Source organism: Microbacterium azadirachtae (genome assembly GCF_000956545.1).
Taxonomy (GTDB): domain Bacteria; phylum Actinomycetota; class Actinomycetes; order Actinomycetales; family Microbacteriaceae; genus Microbacterium; species Microbacterium azadirachtae.
Genome location: NZ_JYIT01000066.1, coordinates 40,102 through 56,740, shown reverse-complemented (window position 1 = coordinate 56,740; position 16,639 = coordinate 40,102). Strand labels below are relative to the sequence as shown.

The following is a 16,639-nucleotide window of genomic DNA, read 5'->3' as shown; positions in this document are numbered from 1 at the left end:
GTGGTGGTGCGAAGCAGTGAGGTGGGAGCGGGGTCAGCGGGCGGGGACGGCGGCCGTGGTCGTGTGCGCGGGGGCGGAGCCCGTCTTCGCGCTGCGGGCGGTCAGCGCGGCCACGACCATCACGACGAGGGCCAGCGCCGTGATGCCGGCGCCGATCCAGATGGGGGAGGTGTAGCCGAGGCCTGCGGCGATCCCGACGCCGCCGGCCCAGGCGCCCAGGGCGTTGCCGACGTTGAACGCACCGATGTTCGCGCCGGAGGCGAGCGTCGGCGCGGACGCGGCGTAGCCCATGATGCGCGACTGCAGCCCCGGCACGGTGCCGAACCCGAAACCTCCCATGAGGAAGAGGGCGACGACGGTCGCCGGGCCGCTCGCGGCGACGAGCGCGAAGCCCACCAGCACGACGACGAGCGCGGCCACGAACACGATCAGGGTGCCGTCGATCGATCGATCGGCGGCCTTGCCGCCGGCCCAGTTGCCGAGGAACAGCCCCACGCCGAACAGCACGAGCAACCACGGCACCATGCTCGACGCGAAGCCGCTGACCTCGGTGAGCGTGTAGGCGATGTAGGTGAAGGCGCCGAACATGCCGCCGTAGGCGAGCACGGTCACGATCAGGGACAGCCACACCTGGCCGGAGCGGAACGCGCCGAGCTCGTCGCGCAGGCGGGTCGGGGCGATGTCGTGGGTCGCCGGCACGAGCAGGGCGATGCCGACGAACGCCAGCACGCCGATGACGGCGATGGCCCAGAACGTGGCGCGCCAGCCCAGCTGCTGGCCGAGGAAGGTGCCGAACGGCACGCCGAGCACGTTCGCCGCGGTGAGGCCGGTGAACATGATGGCGATCGCGCCGGCCTTCTTCGCGGCGGGCACGAGGGAGGCGGCCAGCACGGATCCGATGCCGAAGAACGCGCCGTGGGTGAGGGCGGCGACGATGCGGCCCACCATGGCGAGCCCGTAGCCGGGGGCGAGGGCGGTGAGCGCGTTGCCGATGATGAAGAGGACGATGAGGCCGAGCAGCACGGGCTTGCGGGGGAGGCGCGTGGTGGCGGCCGTGAGGAACAGTGCGCCGACCACGACGCTCAGCGCGTAGCCGGAGATGAGCCAGCCGGCAGCGGCCTCGGTGACGCCGAAGTCGGCGGCCACCTCGGGCAGCAGGCCCATGATGACGAACTCCGTGAGGCCGATTCCGAAGGCGCCGAGGGCGAGGGCGATCAGGCCGAGAGGCATGGGGGAACTCCTGGTACAGTGAGATAGCTGCAGACGCGGGTTTTTGCGTCGGTGATCACAATACTTGCACGCGCAAATAAAAAGCGCAAGCAACTACTTCTGGAGGATCCATGGGCATCGCCGATGACGCCGTCGAGATCCGCGCCCGCGGATGGCGCACGATGGCCGCACTGCACGCCATGATCGAGGCGGAGTTGGAACGCGCCCTGTCCGCCGAGGCGGGGCTCTCGGTCGTCGAGTACACCGTGCTGGAGGCGCTGAGCCGTCAGGACGGCTGGCACATGCGGATGCAGCAGCTCGCCCGTGCCGCCGCGCTCAGCCCGAGCGCGACCACGCGACTGGTGAACAGGCTCGAGGACCGCGGGCTGCTGACCCGGATCCTCTGCGCCGACGACCGCCGGGGGATCTACACCGAGCTCACCGCGAGCGGCCAGAAGCTGTACGAGCGCGCCCGGCCGGTGCACGACGAGACGCTGGAGCGCGTGCTCTCCGACGCCGCCGAGCAGCCCGAGCTGCTGCCGATGGTGGACGCCCTGCACGACGTCGCCCGCGTGGGCTGACCGCCCTCCTCCGCGGCCCGAGACCCGGGCTGTGGATAACTTCCGAGCCCGGATCCCGGATCCTGCGACGATGCGGGGATGAGCCTCAGCACCGCCGCCGTCACCGAGAGGGTGCGTGCGCGGCTGCGCGCCGACCGCACGGACCCGTCCGTGCATCCCGAGGAAGCGCACCGCATCGCGCAGTTCGAGGTGCGTCGGCACAACGATCAGGCGCTCGCCCGGGGCACGGCCACGATCGATGACGAGGCGGCCTGCGTGCGCGACATCCTCGCCGGGGTCGCGGGGTACGGTCCGCTGCAGCCGCTGCTCGACGACGACACGGTCGAGGAGATCTGGCTGAACGGGCCGGCACACGTGTTCGTGGCGCGGGATGGGCGCAGCGAGCGGGTGCCGCTCGCGCTGACCGAGGCGCAGCTCCGCGACACGGTCGAGCGCATGCTGCACGCCGCGGGCCGTCGCGTCGACCTCGGTCAGCCGTTCGTGGATGCGTCCTTGCCCGATGGCTCCCGTCTGCACGTCGCGATCGCCGATGTGGTGCGCGGCGCGTGGTCGGTCAACCTGCGGAAGTTCCTGCCCCGGTACCGCAGTCTGGACGCCCTGGTGCGACAGGGCATGGTGCCGGCCGAGGTCGCCGGGACGCTGGCGGAGGCGATGCGCGCAGGGCGCAGCGTGATCGTCTCGGGCCCCACGCACGCCGGCAAGGCAAAACCTGCGATTATGCCTCATTCTGACCAGGGCTTTTCTGGCGTGCGGGATTGCAGCCCTGCGCCGAGGGGTCACCAGACGTCACCAGCGAGCCGTGGACGGCCCTCCGGGCGTCGTGCTACCTCCGTGCAGCATGGCGAGACTTCGCAACGTCTCGCGGGCGCTGAGGCAATCGTGCGTGCGGGTGCTACGCGCCGACCGGCTGATACCCGAGGAGGGCGTTCACGCTCTCGCGGATCTGCGACAGGTCGATGTGATCCCACGGGTGCGCGTTGGGCTGGGTGCCCTGCGGGAGCGCTGCCCAGCCGATCAGGCCGTCGATGTGCTCAAGGGACCGGAGGTAGTGCGGCATCCCCAGGAAGTCGCGGACGCTGAGGGCCATGGCCTGCTGGCCGACTCCCTGCGCTCGGTCGATCGCGGCGTCACAGCGCGGGCAGACCACGCCGTCCAGGGTGTCCGGCATCGGCCTGCCGCCGATGGCTACGCTGTCGGCGGACATGAGGGTCCAGACGCTCTCCGCGTCCTCTCGGAGCGCGTGCACGGCTCCCACGCCGCACAGGAGGCATCCCGAGGGGCTGTCGTCGTCCGAGGGCGCGAACACGTCCACAGGACGCGCCACGTCCCGCGCGAGCAGGGGTGCGACCGCATCGCGGAGCACCTGGCGCTGTCCTTCGGGCACGTGCTCCCACCGGCTGTGGTTGGCCGGCGTGCGTGGGGCACCGCTGTACCCCGCCGCGCGGGCGTGCAGGGTCCACGCGGCGCTGCCACCCGGGATCGTCAGGGTGTCCATGAGCTTGAGCAGCGCGGTCATCGTGCCGGTCAGTCGGTCGATGGTGCTCGCGCTCGTGATGCCGACGATATCGAGGGCATCAAGGGCGCTCTCCAGCCGGTCGGCGGCGATCTCGGGGTCACCGATGCGGCGGCGCAGGTCGGCGTTGGCGCTGAGGAGGTCCAGGGCCACCGCTCGAAGCAGGCGGCACGTCTCACAGCGCGTCGTGAGCAGGTCCACCCTCTCGGGTCCGTGGACGCCCTGCGCGGGCCGGTAGACGCTCAGCACGTCGAGCGCCGAGTCATCCACAGGCCGCTGCACCGCGATCCCACACGCTCCGCAGGGCAGGGCGTAGGCCGGAATCGAGGTCCAGGCGTCCGCGGTCTCGATCTGCTGATCGCGGAGGGTCATGGTGTTGTTCGTGGACATCAGAGGGCACCTCGGGTCTTCGCGTTGAGTTCGGCCTCGGCTGCGCGGAGCCGGGCTCGGGTCTGGGGATCGTTCGTGACCTGGCGGGCCTGGCGGAACATCGACTGGATGACCCGCACATTGTCCGCGTTCAGCGTCGCGCCGCCTTCGGGGGCAGACGGGACGACCACGCGCACGCCGCGCCCCCGGCCACTGCGCATCTGAAGCTGCGCGGGCGGCAGGGTCGGCTCGGGGGTCGCCTCCCACGCGGCGGGCGGCTCCGGTTCCCGAGGGGTCGGGACGGGCTTCGCGTCCTCGCGGTACTGCTCCGCGCGTCGGGTGCCCTCGTGATCGACGGGGATCATACGGGGTTCGTATCGGCGGGTCATCGTTGAACCGCCCGTCGCACGACGCGCCGCCAGCAGACGCCCCGCGTGCCAGTGCGGAAGCAGTAGGTCCCTGCCTCAGCGTCGTGCTCGGCGCACGGGACCGTCAGCACCGAAGGCACCATCGCCGTCCGGCGGATGCCCTCGCGGACGTGCATGGCATACTCCTCACGCGCTCTGAGGGCGGGGTCGGGCTCACCGCGGGCGGCCCCCAAGACCGGACCCGCGGTGAGCCGTCGTCCGTCCCCTGCATGCCCTCGGACAGGGGACGTGGGAGGCTCCCCCGCGGTCGGCGCGTTACCACCGCGGAGGAGCCGGTCAATGGTCGCTGCCGCGTCGGCGTCAGCGAGGTTGCGCGAGCGGTTCGCGCTCTTGAGGTTGCCGCCGTGCGCAAGGACGGTGAGCGCGTTCACGGAGGCGTCCACCTTGCTATCCGAGATGTGCTCAGGACGGCGGGCTTCGTGGACGTGGTGCGGAGAGAGGGCGCTGCGGGTCATGTGGGGGCCTGTTCGATCAGGCTCCGGCCCTGCTGCCAGACGAGCACCTTGCGGGCCGTGGCATCGGCCCTATGCCGGAAGCGTACTACGTTAGGTTTTCGCGTGGTACCCCCGGGGGGTATTTGGGTACGCTGGAAGCGTCGCGAGGGTGCCGAGAAGAGCCCTCGCGACCTCACCGAGAAGGAGCCCGCGATGACCCGCATGCCGATTGCCGCCCGAGACACCATGTCGATGACCGCGCGGACCATGAACATGACCGCGCGCACGATCGACCCGATGCGACAGAACCCGATCACGTCGATCGTCGCGGGCATCCGCGACCTTCAGGCAGGCCTCTCCCCGGCAGGCGGTGCCGTCCGTGACGCGGGCCGTCGCGAGGTTGACGCGCTCGTTGCGACTGGTCTCTACAGCCTCGCGCCCCGGCGCTGAGCACGTGCGGTGACACGGTGGCGCGTGCCCTGCACTGCCCTGCCCTGTCGCCCCTCTACGTAGTAGAGAGGGGCGCAGGGCATGGGCAGGGCAGGGCGCTAAGCCTCCGTAGCACCGCGCTTGCGGCGGGTCTGGGCGGCCTCAATCGTGTTCTTCGCAGGACGGCCAGGCAGGCCAGCGGACAGCCGCCATGCCTCGCGCTGGCTGGCCGTCGGCGGGATCTCGTTCTTGTCCAGCCAGGTCACGGCCTCATCCTCGGTCATCGCCGCCGCGCCGGACGACGCTACGACCTTCCTCGGAGCCGCACCGAGGATTCCTCGCGCCCACTCTCGGCGCTCGGCAAGGACCTCCGAGGCGGTGAGCAACGTGTCGTCGTTCACCTGAACCCACCACGCCAACGCCGCGTCGGGGGCCTGCAGCCAGGCCGTCGCCTCAGCCTCGACCTGGAGGCGCAGGAACGCGTCCAGGACGAAGGAAATCGGCGCCGTGGAGCCGACCACGCCGAGCCTGGGATCGAATGAGTGTCGGAGCCCGTGCCCTGGGCGATGTCGCGGGCTGTTCTCGTCCGCTTCACAGCGCGGACACGTCAGCAGCAGCCGCTCTATGACGTCCGGGGTGCAGTACTCGCACGGTGAGTCCGGATCGACGCTCAGCCAGGCCGTGTCCTCGACGATCATCCGCACGTGCGCGAAGTTGCGTCGGTCCGGGGTGCGGTGCTCGAACGGACACGGGATATCGATCACGAGCGGCAACGTGCGGGTGCTCGAGCCGTATCCCTCCCAAGCCTTGCGCGCCTTCGGGAAGCCCGCGGCCTTGAGAGCATCGATCCAGGCGTCAACGATCATGGTCAGGCTCAGCGTCCGGCCTCCGAGGTGGAGGTACGTCGCCCACAGGATCACGGCGGTGTCGAGTTGCGAGTACGACGGCGACACCGCCCCGTCGATTCGTTCGCTCATGACAGCGCCTCCTCGTCGCTCGGTTCGTCGTACCAGCCCGAGGCCACGCGCTCCTGGAACTCGCGCAGGGCTTCCGCTCCCTCGGCCTGCTCCTTCGGGGTCAAGGGGCCGCGTGCGCGCCGGTAGGTGATGATCTCCTCAGCCTTGATGCGACGGACCAGCTCGGCCTCGTCCTCGCCGGCGCTCATGAGGCACCGCCTGCGGGCCGCCCGAGGGACAGCAGAGCGGCCACGCGGGCGCACTGTGCGTCGGTGAGGGTGATGGAGGGAGGAGAGGCGGCCGGAGCGGCCTGAGGCGCGGCGCTCATTCGGGCACCGCCGTGATCGGCATGGGCTTGACGACGCCGTTGGTGCCGCGCTTGCGTCCGTCGCGCATCGCGCGCGGATTCAGCTTCATCGCGAGCTCGACGGCTTCGAGGTTGTACTTGATCGTGCCGTGATCGTCGTAGCCGTCGATCAGCCCGCGGTCGTGCCACAGGTAGATCGTCCGCTCGGACTTGTTGAAGTGGGCGGCGAGTTCCGCCCGGGTGAGGAAAGCCATGATGGCGTGCCCTTCGGATCGAAGTGACACACGCCCGCTGTTGGTCTCGTATCGGCAGCCAGTTCGCTTCGCTCGACCGTCTCGACGACGGGTGCGGTCCCTCGGCCTCCGTCCCTCTCGCTCTGCGGAGAGGGCCAGCGCTCGCCTCGTGTGAGGCCCGCCGAACGTGGCCTGACGGCCCGTTCAGCGATATGACAATTTTACGGGATTGCGCGCCATGCCGCGAGGGTGCACGGATGCCGGTTTGCACCGTCTTTCCGCCTCCGTGCGGCCCGTGTGGCACCGCAAACCAGCATCCGCACACCCTCGCAGCATGGCGAGATTTCACGGCGTCTGCGGGGCACGTGGCCCAAGAGGGTGAGTTGATGCGTGCTACTGGATGTCGCTTGTTGTCCGGTTACCGGTACTGTCGGGGCAGACTTCCAGCGACTTCATCGACGAATGTGTGTAAAGTTATGACCGAACAAGGTGTGACACCAACACCGGTGTTCGACGGCAGTGACGCAATCTTCACGGTCAGTAACGCCAAGGGAGAGGACGAAGGCGATGAGTTCATCCGATCGCTTCAGGCCCGAGATCAGGCGAAGTTCCAGCGATACCTTGAGTGGCTGAGAGACGGCCATCACATCAAGTCGCCTGAGAACATGCGACACATCGCAGCCAAGGACCCCATGGACCGGGGTGCCGAGGTGCACGAACTAAAGACCCACAACCAGGGCGGACTCCGCCTCTACCTCGTACGCTTCCAAGGCCGTTGGTACATCACCCACGGTGACCGGAAGGGAAGCGACAGGCAGGTTGTCAAGAACGCCAAGAAGGCGTTCGCCATCTTCTGGGATGGCGATATCGAAGGAGAAGCTGATGGGGCTGTTCCCAACCGATGACCCGCAGTACCGTGCGGTATACGCCGAAGAGGCGGCAATGGTGGACGCATCGGAGCTCATCGCGCACGCACTCGAGACCAGCGGTATGAGTCGTGCAGACCTTGCTCGAGCCTTGAACGTGACCCGTAGCGAGGTAACCGAGAGACTCCGGGGTGACCGAAACATAACGGTCCGCAATCTTGCTGCGACTCTGCACGCGCTGGGCGCGAAACTGAAGCTCGACTGCGACCTGCCGGTCGCTGATGTCGTCCGCGAACCCATCGATATGGCGAAGTACCGTGCCTGGTCGCAGAACTCTTCGATGCACGAGCCGCATACGCGACGCGAGAGCGACCCGACTTCGGGCTACAGAATGGTGCGCGGCCGATGAGCGCAGCTAAGCCCGCGCTCACCTTGCTCAGCCCGGAAGTGATCGACGTCAGCTCTGTACGACGACCAGTTGAGAAACCGCACCTCAATTGGCTCGTCGGTTACGCCCCCGAACGGGACGAGGATGATCTGGGCCGCATCGTTTTCGGCACGATTCATGCGGGTGCATCCAACGGTTTCGCGGAAGTCACTGTTGCTTGTCTGATGGGTTACCCAGCAGAAGCCGAGCCGGGGACCGAGAAGTTCAAGAAGCTGCTGAAGAAGTCGGACGCGCTGGAAGCCCTCTACGACGTAGCCCGTATCGCATTCCGATCGACGGCGGCCATCACTGACATCGGAGTGGAACTACCGCGCAAGGCTCCGGATCCGGAGATGAATGAGCTTGTGCGTGCGAGTGATGATTCACAGGCCGAGGAAGCAGCACCCGAGAGCAATTAGGACAGGCCACTGAGCAAGACTTCGGGTCGGGCGGCAACGCCCTCCGGCTCCGCGGGCTCGATGCTCACCCGCTCGCGCAGCAGGTCGTCGTTGAGTCGCTTGCCTCGTGCCTCGGGGCGGCTCTGGGACACGCTCACGCGCACGACGGTCGCGAGCACCGCGCGCTGGATATCGACGGGAGCCGCGAGGAGCGCCGCCCCGGGGTCGGCTGCCGAGAGGATCGGGCTCGACGTGCTCCGCTGGGTCGCGTGGGCCATGCGCTTCTCGATGACGGCGATCTCCGCGTTGAGCTTCGCGGTCTTCACGCGGTGGCGCTGGCCGTCGATCAGGTCGTTGTCGTAGTCCAGATCCGTGCGGCGCAGGCGCTGACGGAGGACGGCGACAGCCTGCCGGTCGGGTTCGAGGTCAACGCCCTTCGGGGTCAGCGCGTCGATGATGCGCGGATCGCGGATGACATCGGCCACGACGCCGAGCACGTAGGCGTCAAGCTGTGGCTGAGCGATCGCAAGGTGCGCCTGGTCGGGGCAGCGGTAGAACCAGCGTGACGGCGACGGGTCCGAGGGCGTGTTGCCCTTCCGAGCGACGCGGAGCGGAGCCCCGCACGCCTTGCCAGTGTCGGGGTCCACGACTCCGCAGCGATAGACGCCGGAGCCGAGCCACGTGAGCGAGGACTTACCGCCGTTGGTCGCGCGGTCGGGGTGGGTGAGCTTGTCCTCCACAGCCCGCCAGACCTCCTCGGTAACGATCGGATCCCACACGGCCTTCTGCTCGTGGATCTTGAAGTTGCCGTGCGAGCGCTGGCCGGTCGAGATGAGGCCCGCATTCCTCGGGCGTAGAACCACGCCACGAAGCGCGTTCGTCTTCCACTCCTTGCCGCTCGTCGAAGGGACGCCGCGCTCGTTCAGCTCGTGCACGAGAGCGCGGATCGAGCGCCCCTCCAGTAGCTGCCGGGAGGCCCATCGGATGATCTCGGCTTCTTCCTCGCGGATCGTGGTGCCGTCGAACTCGAATCCGTACGGCCGCGGTCCGCCCCTCCATCTACCCTGCTCGACGGCCTGAGCTTTCGCGCGCTTCACGCGATCGCCGATCTCCTCAGCTTCGCGGGCGTCCCAGGCCGAAAGCGTGATCGCGAGTCCTCGGCCGGCCGATGTGCCGAGGTCGAGGTCTCCTGATGCCAGCGTGTGGATCTTGGTGCCGTGACGCTCCACAAGGTCGATCAGGTCGAGGAGTTCGCGCACACGGCGCGTGATCCGACTGGTCGAGTAGGCGATGATCGCCTGAATCTCGCCGATTTTCGCGGCCTCGATCATCTGGTCGTAGAGCGGGCGCGGCTTCCGTGATCGTGTGCTCGCGCTGATGTCGTTCTCGATGAACACGAGATCTTCGGAGAGGTCATACCCAAGTCGTTCAGCGAGCGCCCGGCAGTCGCGTTCCTGTCGTGCGACGCCCCGGGCTTCTCCGTCCTTGTCGTCGCTGATGCGACAGTAGATCGCCGCTCGTGGCCGCGTAGGGTTCTTGGTGGTCATCGAGTTCACTCCTCGGTGGTCAGGCCCGTTCGGTGTTGGCGCACCGGGCGGGCCGCTTGCGTCTGGGCCGTGCCTCCCGGCCCTACTTCAATTTTACGGCGAGGGGAGGCATAATGCGAGGTTTCGGCAAGACGACGCTCCTGGCGGCTCTCGTGGCCGAGTGCGCGGATCAGCGGGTGATCACGGTCGAGGAGACGTTCGAACTCGGCGTGCAGGCCCCCGATCTCGTCGCCCTCCAGGGACGCCAGGCGAGCCTCGAGGGCACAGGGGAGATCACGCTGCGGAGGCTGGTCAAGGAGGCCCTGCGGATGCGGCCGGACCGGCTCGTCATCGGCGAGGTGCGCGACGCCGAAGCGCTCGATCTCGTGCTCGCGCTCAACACCGGCGTGCCAGGAGCAGCGACTGTGCATGCGAACTCCGCCGCCGAGGCGCTCGAGAAGCTGTCCCTGCTGCCGCTGCTCGCCGGCCGCAACATCGATCGAGCGTTCATCGCGCCGGCGGTGGCGGCGTCCGTCGACCTCGTGGTGCACTGCGGGAGGGACGCCGACGGGGCGCGCCGGGTCGTCGAGGTGATCAGCCCCGCCGCCGCGGACGCGGACGGACGGATCGGTCACCGGGTCCTCTTCGCCGGTGGGCCTGCGTCGGGGGTCGGCCGGTGACCCTGCTCGTGGGGGCTCTGCTCGCGATGGGCGTCGTTCTGACCGCCTCCCCGTGGCTGTGGCCTGCGGGCGCGCGCCGAGTGCGGACGCCGCGTGCCGGTGCGGCGACGCGGCTCCTGCGCGAGGCGGGGCTCCGCGCCGACGCCCGGGTGCTCCTCGTCGCGGTGGCCGCGGGCGGCCTCGTGGCGGGGTCGGTCGCGTGGCTGGTCACCGGGGCGGCAGCGTTCGCGGTGGTGGTGACCATCGGGGGCGCAGCGGCGCCCGTCGCATTCCTGCGCGCGCGGCGGCATCGCCTGCTCCGCCTGCGGCGCGGGCTGTGGCCCGACGTATGCGATCTGCTCATCGCCTCGATCCGCGTGGGCATGCCGCTGCCCGACGCGGTCGCCGCGCTCGAGGAGGCGGCACCGGGGCCGCTGCGCCCCGCGTTCGCGGCGTTCGCTCGCGACCTGCACGCCACCGGACGCTTCGACGCGGCCTCCGCGGACCTCAAGGAGGCGCTCGCCGACCCGGTGGGCGATCGGATCATCGAGACGATGCGGATGGCACGCGAGGTCGGCGGCACCGAACTCAGCGGCGTCCTGCGGGCGCTGTCGGGGTCGGTGCGCGCGGAGGCGGCACTGCGGGCGGAGGTGGAGGCGCGCCAGTCCTGGATCCGCGGCGCCGCAGTCCTGGGGGCGGTCGCGCCGTGGGTGATCCTGGTGCTCCTCCTGCTGCGTCCCGAGGGGGCGGAGGCGTACACGAGCCCGGAGGGAGTCATCCTGATCCTCGGCGGGGCGGCGGTGTCGTTCGTCGCGTTCCGGATCATGCTGCGGATCGGCCGGCTGCCGGAGCCTCGGAGGTGGTTCCGATGAGCCTCCTGTCGGGTCTCGCGCTCGCCGTGCTGCTCGGCGGCGCGCTCGCCGCCGGTCTCCTCCTCGCGCTCGCGGCGTTCCCGAGCTGGCGCTCGGCCGATCTCAGCGCGCGTATCGCGCCTCACCTGCGCGACGTCGCCGATCTTGCCGGATCGACGGCGCGTCTGCCCTGGCGGATGCCGATCGGGGGATCGTGGGCGTCGAGGATCAAGGGCGTGTTCGGGCTCTTCGGCGGAGGCGACGCCGGCGTCGCTCTGCGGATGGCTCAGGCGGGTCTGTCGGGCGGATCCGCGGCATTCCGCAGTCGTCAGCTGATCTGGGTGCTTCTCGGGCTCGGCGCGGGCGCGGCAGGGACGATCCTCTTCGTCGTGGCCGGCCGCCTTTCCGTGTCGGCGGTGCTGCTTCCCGTGCTGACCGCGGTCATCGCCGGAGTCTGCTGCGACGTGCTGCTGAGCACCCGGGCGAGGGCGCGCGTCGACCGGATCCGGGAGGAGCTGCCGACCGTGCTGGAGTTCCTGGCCCTATGCCTGTCCGCAGGGGAGGGGCTGCCCGAGGCGCTCCGCCGGGTGGGCGCGGCCGGATCGGGCGAGCTCAGCGGCGAACTGCGCGGGGTCATCCTCGCCGTGAACACAGGATCCTCGCTCGGCGAGGCGCTCGGCGACTGTGCGCGCCGCGTGCAGATCGCGCCGCTCACGCGTGCCGTGGACCAGATCGTCGCGGCGCTGGAGCGGGGCGCGCCGCTCGCCGCGGTGCTCCAGGCGCAGGCATCGGATGCGCGCGAGGAGACCAAGCGCAGCCTGATCGAACAGGCCGGCCGCAAGGAGATCCTCATGCTGCTGCCCCTGGTCTTCCTCATCCTTCCCCTCAGCGTCCTGTTCGCCGTCTTCCCCGGCGTCTTCATCCTGCGGCTCGGCATCGGCTGATGCCGCACTGGTCGCATCCACGAAAGGAAACCCCGATGTTCGCAGATCGAGCGCACGCCGCGCCCGCCCGCCAGGATCCCTCCCTCGGCTCGACGGACGATCCGGAACGCGGCGACGTTCCCGGCTGGGTACTCATCACACTGATGACGGCGGGACTCGTCGTGCTGATCTGGGCCCTGGCCGGGCCCGCCCTCACGAACCTGTTCGAGCAGGCCATCGCGCGTGTGAGCGGGCTCTGAGCTGATGAGCCGGAGTCGGAGGGAGCCGATCCGCGGGGGCCGCGGGGAGACGGACATGCGGGGGCTCGATCGGGGATCCAGCCCGGTCGAGTTCGTGCTGGTCGGCGCACTGCTGACCGTGCTCACCCTCGCGGTCGTGCAGTTCGCCCTCGCGGTCTATGTGCGCAACGTCGTGCACGACGCCGCGGTCGAGGGGGCGCATGTGGCGGCCCTCGCCGACACGGCACCGACGGAGGGGACGCAGCGCACCGTGCAGGTGATCGGCCGGGCGGTGGGGAGCGAGTACGCACGAGACGTGCGCGTGCGCGAGACGACGGCCCTCGGCGTTCCCACCATGGAGGTCAGCGTGCGGACGACACTGCCGGTGTTCGGCCTGCTCGGGGTGCCTTCGGCCTGGGAGGTGACCGGTCGTGCTCCTGTGGAGTCGCTCACGGCAGGTCCCTGAACCACGGGGCGCGACGCCGGAACGGGGTCCGCTCGGCGGGGATCAGGGATCCGCAGCCCTGGAGTTCATCGGGCTCGGCGTGGTCCTGCTCGTACCGCTCGTCTATCTCGTGCTCGCCCTCGGCGCGATCCAGGGGCAGCTGCTGGGCGTCGAATCGGCCGCCCGGCATGCGGCCCGCACCATGAGCGGCGCCTCCGACGAGGGGGACGCCGCAGCCCGCGCCGACGCCACCGTGCAGTCTGCGATCGAGGAGTACGGGATGGATCCGGGATCCGTCCAGGTGACCATCAGATGCGCCCCGGAGGGGGCAGGGTGCCCGTCCGCCGGCGCGACCGTCGTGGTCACCGTCACGGCGAAGGTCCCTCTGCCGCTCGTGCCGTCGGTCTTCGGGCTGGACCGGATGGGCACCGTCCCGGTTCAGGCGTCGTCCGCGTACAAGGTCTCGCGCACGTGGACCGGCGGATGAACGGCGGGGCGTGGGCGCGGCAGCGGGTGACCGACCGCGGGGCGGGACGCTCGCAGGCTCGTCCGGTGGGTGCAGACGACAGGGGGAGCACGCTGCCGCTCGTGCTCGGGTACCTGGTGCTCGCGATCGCGCTGATCTACGTCTGCGTGTGCGCGACGGATCTGTACATCGCGCAGAAGCGCCTCGACTCGGTCGCGGATGCCGCAGCGCTCGCCGGGGCGGACGGCTTCCGGCTGCAGGTCGAGGGTGCCGCGGTCCATGCGGAGCTCGAGGACGCGGAGGTCGCGGATCAGGCCGCCGCGGTGGTCGCGGTGCTCGACGACGGCACGGAATTGGTCTCGGCGGACAGTCCCGACGGGCTCTCCGCGCGGGTGACGGTGCGGACGACGTGGACGCCGCCGCTGCTCAGCGACCTCGTGCCGTCGATGGTCACGATCCAGGCCACGGGCACGAGCCGCACCGCACTCGAGTGAGTTCGCCACGCCAGTGGCGATCACCGCGGTCTCAGCCGCGGCGCGGCCGGTACACCGTCAACGCGCGGCGCACGGCCCTGACCCGCAGCACGTCGCCTTCCTCGCCCACCTCGCCGTCGCGTGCGATGCGCTCCGACCCGCCCGGCAGGCCGATCTCGAACTCGGGAGCGGACACCTCGTGGTACTGCTTCACCCGAGCCAGCTGGCCGGTGAGGGTGGCGAGCAGGACGACGAAGCGCGACCAGCGGTCGGACACGTCCAGGATCCGCACGTCGATCAACCCGTCCTGAAGGTCCTCCCGCACATTCGGCGCGAAGCCGTGCGGCTCATACTGCCCGTTCCCGATGAACAATAGGCTCGACTCCCGCGTCGTGCCGTCGACCGTCACCGAGACCGCACGGTCCTTGCGCATCGAGCGCCAGCCGGCGGCCAGCGCCGCGAGCGGCTTGCCGATCCGCTTCTCCAGACCCTCACGGATCCGCACGAAGTCGGTGTACGCGCCCACGCTCGCCGTGTTGAGGAAGATCCTGTCGTTCAGATACGCGACGTCCACCTTCGTCGCGGTGCCGCGCCGGATGGCCTGCACCGTGTGCCGCGCGCTGTCGGCGCCGATCGTGCGGGCGAAGTGATTGAACGTCCCGCCGGGGAACACCGCGAGCGGCAGATCCCTCTCGATCGCCGCCTGCGCGGCCGTCGCGACCGTGCCGTCGCCCCCGGCGACCGCGAGCACCTCGGCTGCGGCGGCCGCTCGGCGCATCACGGCCTCGACGTCGTCCGACCCGCGCAGCTCGACGACCCTCATCGCGGGCAGCGCTCGCCGCAGGGTACGGGTGAGCGCGGCGCCGCGCCCGCTGTGAGACGCGGGATTGACGACGAGCGTCACGCCCTCGCCGCGGGGGCGCGGGGGCAGCTGGTCCAGCTCGCGGGGTGCCGGCACCGAGGGCGGCGGCACGGGCGGCACGAGCCGCCGGCCGATGGCCGCCACCGTGCTGCCCAGCACGAGACCCGCCGCGACGTCGGAGGGGTAGTGCGCGCCGGTCGCGACACGGGAGAAGCCCACCAGCCCGGCGAGCACCTGGAGCGGCACGCCCGCCGCCGGAAGCTCGGCCGTGACGCCCGCCGCGAAGGCGGCCGCGCTGGCGGAATGGCCGCTCGGGAACGAGGACGAGATCGGCGTCCTGCGGGACAGTCGGCCGATCGGCACGAGCGACCGGATCGGGCGCTCGCGGTGATGCAGGCGCTTGGCGAGCTGGTTCGCGATGAGGCTCGTCGCCCCGAGCGTCACGACGCCGCGCAGACCGGCGCGCCGTGCACGGCTGCGTCCGGTCAGGTACAGGCCGCCGGCGATCGCCAGCCAGAGCACCGAGTGGTCGGCGGCGTTCGTGAGCCGGGGCATCCAGCGGTCCAGGATCGGGCTCGGCGTCGTGGCCACGGCGGAGAACACCGCCGCGTCCAGGGCGTGCACCTGCTCCCGGACCTCGGCGGCCGCGCCGCGGACCGGGCGCGTGGTCTTCCTGCGTGCCATCGGACACCTCCTCGATCCACGTTAGCGAAGAGGCTCTGGGGGAGCGGGCCCCGGGCAACGACGGCAGGGGGCCGGCGCCCTACGGCAGGGGCCGGCGCGGAACGAACCGGGGGATGAAGCGCAGGAACCCGACCGCGCCCAGGATCCCGATGGCGCCCATCGCGGCCGCTCCGATCGCGAGCGAGCTGATCGCCGCGATCCCCGAGAACAGCAGGGGTGCGACCGCCCCGCCGGCGTCGGTGAGCGTGCGCCACGATCCGAGGAACGCGGCCGGCTCGGACTGCGGGGCGACGTCGGCGCCGAGCGTGAGCAGGATCCCGCTCGACAGCCCGTTCCCGACGCCGAGCACCGCAGCGATCATGCCGAACCAGAGCACCCGGGTGTCGGCGTCGTGCGTGAGCGAGAGGGTGAGGAAGCCCAGCCCCATCAGCACCATCGCCGGCAACGCCGCCCAGAGCCGCCCGAACCGGTCCATCACCTGACCGCTCGCATAGAAGAGGGCGAAGTCGATCGCCCCGGAGACGCCCACCACGAGCGCGATCGACGAGGCGTCCAGCCCGATCGACACGCCCCACAGCGGCAGCACGACCTGGCGGGCGGAGCGGACCGCCGACAGGCTCGCCGCCGCGAGGCCCAGACGCGAGAGCACGCCGCGGTTGCGCCACATCGTGCGGAACACACCGGCGCGCTCGACGGTGGGGATCGAGCCGCTCACCGCCTCGCCGGTGTCCTCGACCTCCGCCGGCTCGCGGTCGGCGGCCGCCGCCTGGGCCTCCGGATCCGGCCCGAACAGCACGAGCAGCACGAGGGCGACGAGGCAGACCGAGAAGAACCACAGCGCGGCGTTCTCGGTGTGGAACACGGCCAGCAGCACGGCGGCCAGGAACGGGCCCACGAACATGCCGGCGCGGAAGGATCCGCCCAGCAGCGACAGGGCGCGGGCGCGGAACTCGAGCGGCACCCTGGTCGTCATGAACGCGTGGCGGGCGAGCCCGAACGCGGCCGCCGACATGCCGACCACGAACACGGCGACGGTGAAGACTACGAGACTCGGCGCCAGCGCTCCCGCGATCACGCCGATCAGCGACAGGACGCCCGCGATCACCATCGTGTACCGCTCGCCGACCCGGGAGACCAGCCAGCCCGCGGGGATGTTGCCGCACAGCTGGCCCACGACCAGCGCCGACGCGATGAGGCCGGCCGAGGCGAGGGTCGCCCCCCTGCTCGCCGCGATCACCGGGATCAGCGGCACCACGGCGCCTTCGCCGAGCGAGAACAGGAGTGTGGGCAGGTACACCATCGGACCGAACTTCCACAGCACCGACGACGCTCGAACCATCACGCCTCCACGGTAGTCTGGT

General features: G+C 70.4%; 21 protein-coding genes and 1 pseudogene. 13 read left to right on the top strand and 9 right to left on the bottom strand.

The window, feature by feature from the left end; all coding sequences use genetic code 11:
• Nucleotides 1-33 precede the first annotated feature (33 nt).
• Nucleotides 34-1,230 carry an MFS transporter gene (locus RL72_RS05800; RefSeq protein ID WP_045249871.1) on the bottom strand — a complete coding sequence of 399 codons (1,197 nt, stop codon included), beginning with the start codon at nt 1,228-1,230 and terminating at the stop codon, nt 34-36.
• 110 nt (nt 1,231-1,340) lie between these two features.
• On the opposite strand from RL72_RS05800, the gene RL72_RS05795 reads away from it, so the two are divergent.
• Complete coding sequence (locus RL72_RS05795; protein WP_045249870.1) at nt 1,341-1,790, top strand: MarR family winged helix-turn-helix transcriptional regulator; 450 nt, start codon at nt 1,341-1,343, stop codon at nt 1,788-1,790.
• Between the two features lie 78 nt (nt 1,791-1,868).
• Nucleotides 1,869-2,483: pseudogene (locus tag RL72_RS20395) on the top strand (ATPase, T2SS/T4P/T4SS family); the annotation flags it as partial.
• Between the two features lie 199 nt (nt 2,484-2,682).
• Here RL72_RS20395 and RL72_RS20390 read toward each other — a convergent pair.
• Complete coding sequence (locus RL72_RS20390; RefSeq protein WP_045249868.1) at nt 2,683-3,693, bottom strand: hypothetical protein; 1,011 nt, start codon at nt 3,691-3,693, stop codon at nt 2,683-2,685.
• Entirely contained in the window at nt 3,693-4,037 is a 345-nt protein-coding gene (locus RL72_RS05780) for a hypothetical protein (protein WP_045249867.1), read from the bottom strand. The genes RL72_RS20390 and RL72_RS05780 overlap by 1 nt, the downstream gene beginning before the upstream one ends.
• Before the next feature lie 710 nt (nt 4,038-4,747).
• Here RL72_RS05780 and RL72_RS05770 point away from each other — a divergent pair.
• On the top strand, nt 4,748-4,984 hold the full coding sequence (locus tag RL72_RS05770; RefSeq protein ID WP_045249865.1) for a hypothetical protein: 237 nt from the start codon (nt 4,748-4,750) through the stop codon (nt 4,982-4,984).
• Nucleotides 4,985-5,082: 98 nt separating this feature from the next.
• Here RL72_RS05770 and RL72_RS05765 read toward each other — a convergent pair whose 3' ends face one another.
• The 3 genes from RL72_RS05765 to RL72_RS05755 form a co-directional block, all read right to left on the bottom strand.
• Nucleotides 5,083-5,940 carry a hypothetical protein gene (locus tag RL72_RS05765; protein WP_045249864.1) on the bottom strand — a complete coding sequence of 286 codons (858 nt, stop codon included), beginning with the start codon at nt 5,938-5,940 and terminating at the stop codon, nt 5,083-5,085.
• The gene (locus tag RL72_RS05760) at nt 5,937-6,128 is read right to left on the bottom strand and encodes a hypothetical protein (RefSeq protein ID WP_045249863.1); all 192 of its coding nucleotides are present in this window, start codon (nt 6,126-6,128) and stop codon (nt 5,937-5,939) included. The genes RL72_RS05765 and RL72_RS05760 overlap by 4 nt, the downstream gene beginning before the upstream one ends.
• Nucleotides 6,129-6,243: 115 nt before the next feature.
• Nucleotides 6,244-6,480, bottom strand: coding sequence for a MerR family transcriptional regulator (locus tag RL72_RS05755; protein ID WP_045249862.1), 237 nt, complete (start codon nt 6,478-6,480; stop codon nt 6,244-6,246).
• 455 nt (nt 6,481-6,935) lie between these two features.
• Here RL72_RS05755 and RL72_RS19750 point away from each other — a divergent pair, with 455 nt between their 5' ends.
• From RL72_RS19750 to RL72_RS19745, 3 genes are read left to right on the top strand one after another with little or no spacing between them, the layout of a single operon-like run.
• Nucleotides 6,936-7,364, top strand: a complete 429-nt coding sequence (locus RL72_RS19750) for a type II toxin-antitoxin system RelE/ParE family toxin (RefSeq protein WP_156156717.1) — start codon at nt 6,936-6,938, stop codon at nt 7,362-7,364.
• A complete protein-coding gene (locus RL72_RS05745) occupies nt 7,342-7,734 on the top strand; it encodes a helix-turn-helix domain-containing protein (protein WP_045249860.1) in 393 nt (130 codons plus the stop codon). Before RL72_RS19750 ends, RL72_RS05745 begins: the two co-directional genes overlap by 23 nt.
• On the top strand, nt 7,731-8,171 hold the full coding sequence (locus RL72_RS19745) for a hypothetical protein (RefSeq protein WP_156156716.1): 441 nt from the start codon (nt 7,731-7,733) through the stop codon (nt 8,169-8,171). Before RL72_RS05745 ends, RL72_RS19745 begins: the two co-directional genes overlap by 4 nt.
• Here RL72_RS19745 and RL72_RS19100 read toward each other — a convergent pair.
• A complete protein-coding gene (locus RL72_RS19100; RefSeq protein WP_082072158.1) occupies nt 8,168-9,697 on the bottom strand; it encodes a recombinase family protein in 1,530 nt (509 codons plus the stop codon). The genes RL72_RS19745 and RL72_RS19100 overlap by 4 nt on opposite strands.
• A gap of 113 nt (nt 9,698-9,810) precedes the next feature.
• On the opposite strand from RL72_RS19100, the gene RL72_RS05735 reads away from it, so the two are divergent.
• The 7 genes from RL72_RS05735 (at nt 9,811) to RL72_RS05705 (ending at nt 13,753) form a co-directional block, all read left to right on the top strand.
• Nucleotides 9,811-10,356, top strand: coding sequence for a CpaF/VirB11 family protein (locus RL72_RS05735; protein ID WP_082072156.1), 546 nt, complete (start codon nt 9,811-9,813; stop codon nt 10,354-10,356).
• Nucleotides 10,353-11,207: a type II secretion system F family protein gene (locus RL72_RS05730; RefSeq protein ID WP_045249859.1), complete on the top strand. Its 855-nt coding sequence runs from the start codon at nt 10,353-10,355 to the stop codon at nt 11,205-11,207. The genes RL72_RS05735 and RL72_RS05730 overlap by 4 nt, the downstream gene beginning before the upstream one ends.
• A complete protein-coding gene (locus RL72_RS05725) occupies nt 11,204-12,130 on the top strand; it encodes a type II secretion system F family protein (RefSeq protein ID WP_045249858.1) in 927 nt (308 codons plus the stop codon). The genes RL72_RS05730 and RL72_RS05725 overlap by 4 nt, the downstream gene beginning before the upstream one ends.
• Nucleotides 12,131-12,165: 35 nt before the next feature.
• Nucleotides 12,166-12,369, top strand: coding sequence for a hypothetical protein (locus RL72_RS05720; RefSeq protein ID WP_045249857.1), 204 nt, complete (start codon nt 12,166-12,168; stop codon nt 12,367-12,369).
• A gap of 55 nt (nt 12,370-12,424) precedes the next feature.
• A complete protein-coding gene (locus RL72_RS05715) occupies nt 12,425-12,814 on the top strand; it encodes a TadE/TadG family type IV pilus assembly protein (protein ID WP_045249856.1) in 390 nt (129 codons plus the stop codon).
• Nucleotides 12,780-13,280, top strand: coding sequence for a TadE family protein (locus RL72_RS05710; protein ID WP_248700390.1), 501 nt, complete (start codon nt 12,780-12,782; stop codon nt 13,278-13,280). The genes RL72_RS05715 and RL72_RS05710 overlap by 35 nt, the downstream gene beginning before the upstream one ends.
• Before the next feature lie 65 nt (nt 13,281-13,345).
• A complete protein-coding gene (locus tag RL72_RS05705; protein WP_045249887.1) occupies nt 13,346-13,753 on the top strand; it encodes a pilus assembly protein TadG-related protein in 408 nt (135 codons plus the stop codon).
• Between the two features lie 31 nt (nt 13,754-13,784).
• On the opposite strand, the gene RL72_RS05700 is transcribed toward RL72_RS05705, so the two are convergent.
• Both RL72_RS05700 and RL72_RS05695 read right to left on the bottom strand, forming a co-directional pair.
• On the bottom strand, nt 13,785-15,278 hold the full coding sequence (locus tag RL72_RS05700; RefSeq protein ID WP_045249855.1) for a bifunctional phosphatase PAP2/diacylglycerol kinase family protein: 1,494 nt from the start codon (nt 15,276-15,278) through the stop codon (nt 13,785-13,787).
• A 79-nt stretch (nt 15,279-15,357) separates the two neighbouring features.
• Entirely contained in the window at nt 15,358-16,617 is a 1,260-nt protein-coding gene (locus RL72_RS05695) for an MFS transporter (RefSeq protein WP_045249854.1), read from the bottom strand.
• Nucleotides 16,618-16,639: the final 22 nt, after the last annotated feature.

Bases quoted from the DNA above. Each gene is read 5' to 3' on its own strand.
- RL72_RS05800 (WP_045249871.1), bottom strand. From the start codon at position 1,230: ATGCCTCTCGGCCTGATCGCCCTCGCCCTCGGCGCCTTCGGAATCGGC.
- RL72_RS05745 (WP_045249860.1), top strand. From the start codon at position 7,342: ATGGGGCTGTTCCCAACCGATGACCCGCAGTACCGTGCGGTATACGCC.
- RL72_RS05715 (WP_045249856.1), top strand. From the start codon at position 12,425: ATGCGGGGGCTCGATCGGGGATCCAGCCCGGTCGAGTTCGTGCTGGTC.
- RL72_RS05695 (WP_045249854.1), bottom strand. From the start codon at position 16,617: ATGGTTCGAGCGTCGTCGGTGCTGTGGAAGTTCGGTCCGATGGTGTAC.
- RL72_RS05700 (WP_045249855.1), bottom strand. From the start codon at position 15,278: ATGGCACGCAGGAAGACCACGCGCCCGGTCCGCGGCGCGGCCGCCGAG.
- RL72_RS05765 (WP_045249864.1), bottom strand. From the start codon at position 5,940: ATGAGCGAACGAATCGACGGGGCGGTGTCGCCGTCGTACTCGCAACTC.
- RL72_RS19100 (WP_082072158.1), bottom strand. From the start codon at position 9,697: ATGACCACCAAGAACCCTACGCGGCCACGAGCGGCGATCTACTGTCGC.
- RL72_RS05725 (WP_045249858.1), top strand. From the start codon at position 11,204: ATGAGCCTCCTGTCGGGTCTCGCGCTCGCCGTGCTGCTCGGCGGCGCG.
- RL72_RS19750 (WP_156156717.1), top strand. From the start codon at position 6,936: ATGACCGAACAAGGTGTGACACCAACACCGGTGTTCGACGGCAGTGAC.
- RL72_RS05780 (WP_045249867.1), bottom strand. From the start codon at position 4,037: ATGATCCCCGTCGATCACGAGGGCACCCGACGCGCGGAGCAGTACCGC.
- RL72_RS05755 (WP_045249862.1), bottom strand. From the start codon at position 6,480: ATGGCTTTCCTCACCCGGGCGGAACTCGCCGCCCACTTCAACAAGTCC.
- RL72_RS05770 (WP_045249865.1), top strand. From the start codon at position 4,748: ATGACCCGCATGCCGATTGCCGCCCGAGACACCATGTCGATGACCGCG.
- RL72_RS05720 (WP_045249857.1), top strand. From the start codon at position 12,166: ATGTTCGCAGATCGAGCGCACGCCGCGCCCGCCCGCCAGGATCCCTCC.
- RL72_RS20390 (WP_045249868.1), bottom strand. From the start codon at position 3,693: ATGTCCACGAACAACACCATGACCCTCCGCGATCAGCAGATCGAGACC.
- RL72_RS19745 (WP_156156716.1), top strand. From the start codon at position 7,731: ATGAGCGCAGCTAAGCCCGCGCTCACCTTGCTCAGCCCGGAAGTGATC.
- RL72_RS05760 (WP_045249863.1), bottom strand. From the start codon at position 6,128: ATGAGCGCCGGCGAGGACGAGGCCGAGCTGGTCCGTCGCATCAAGGCT.
- RL72_RS05735 (WP_082072156.1), top strand. From the start codon at position 9,811: ATGCGAGGTTTCGGCAAGACGACGCTCCTGGCGGCTCTCGTGGCCGAG.
- RL72_RS05795 (WP_045249870.1), top strand. From the start codon at position 1,341: ATGGGCATCGCCGATGACGCCGTCGAGATCCGCGCCCGCGGATGGCGC.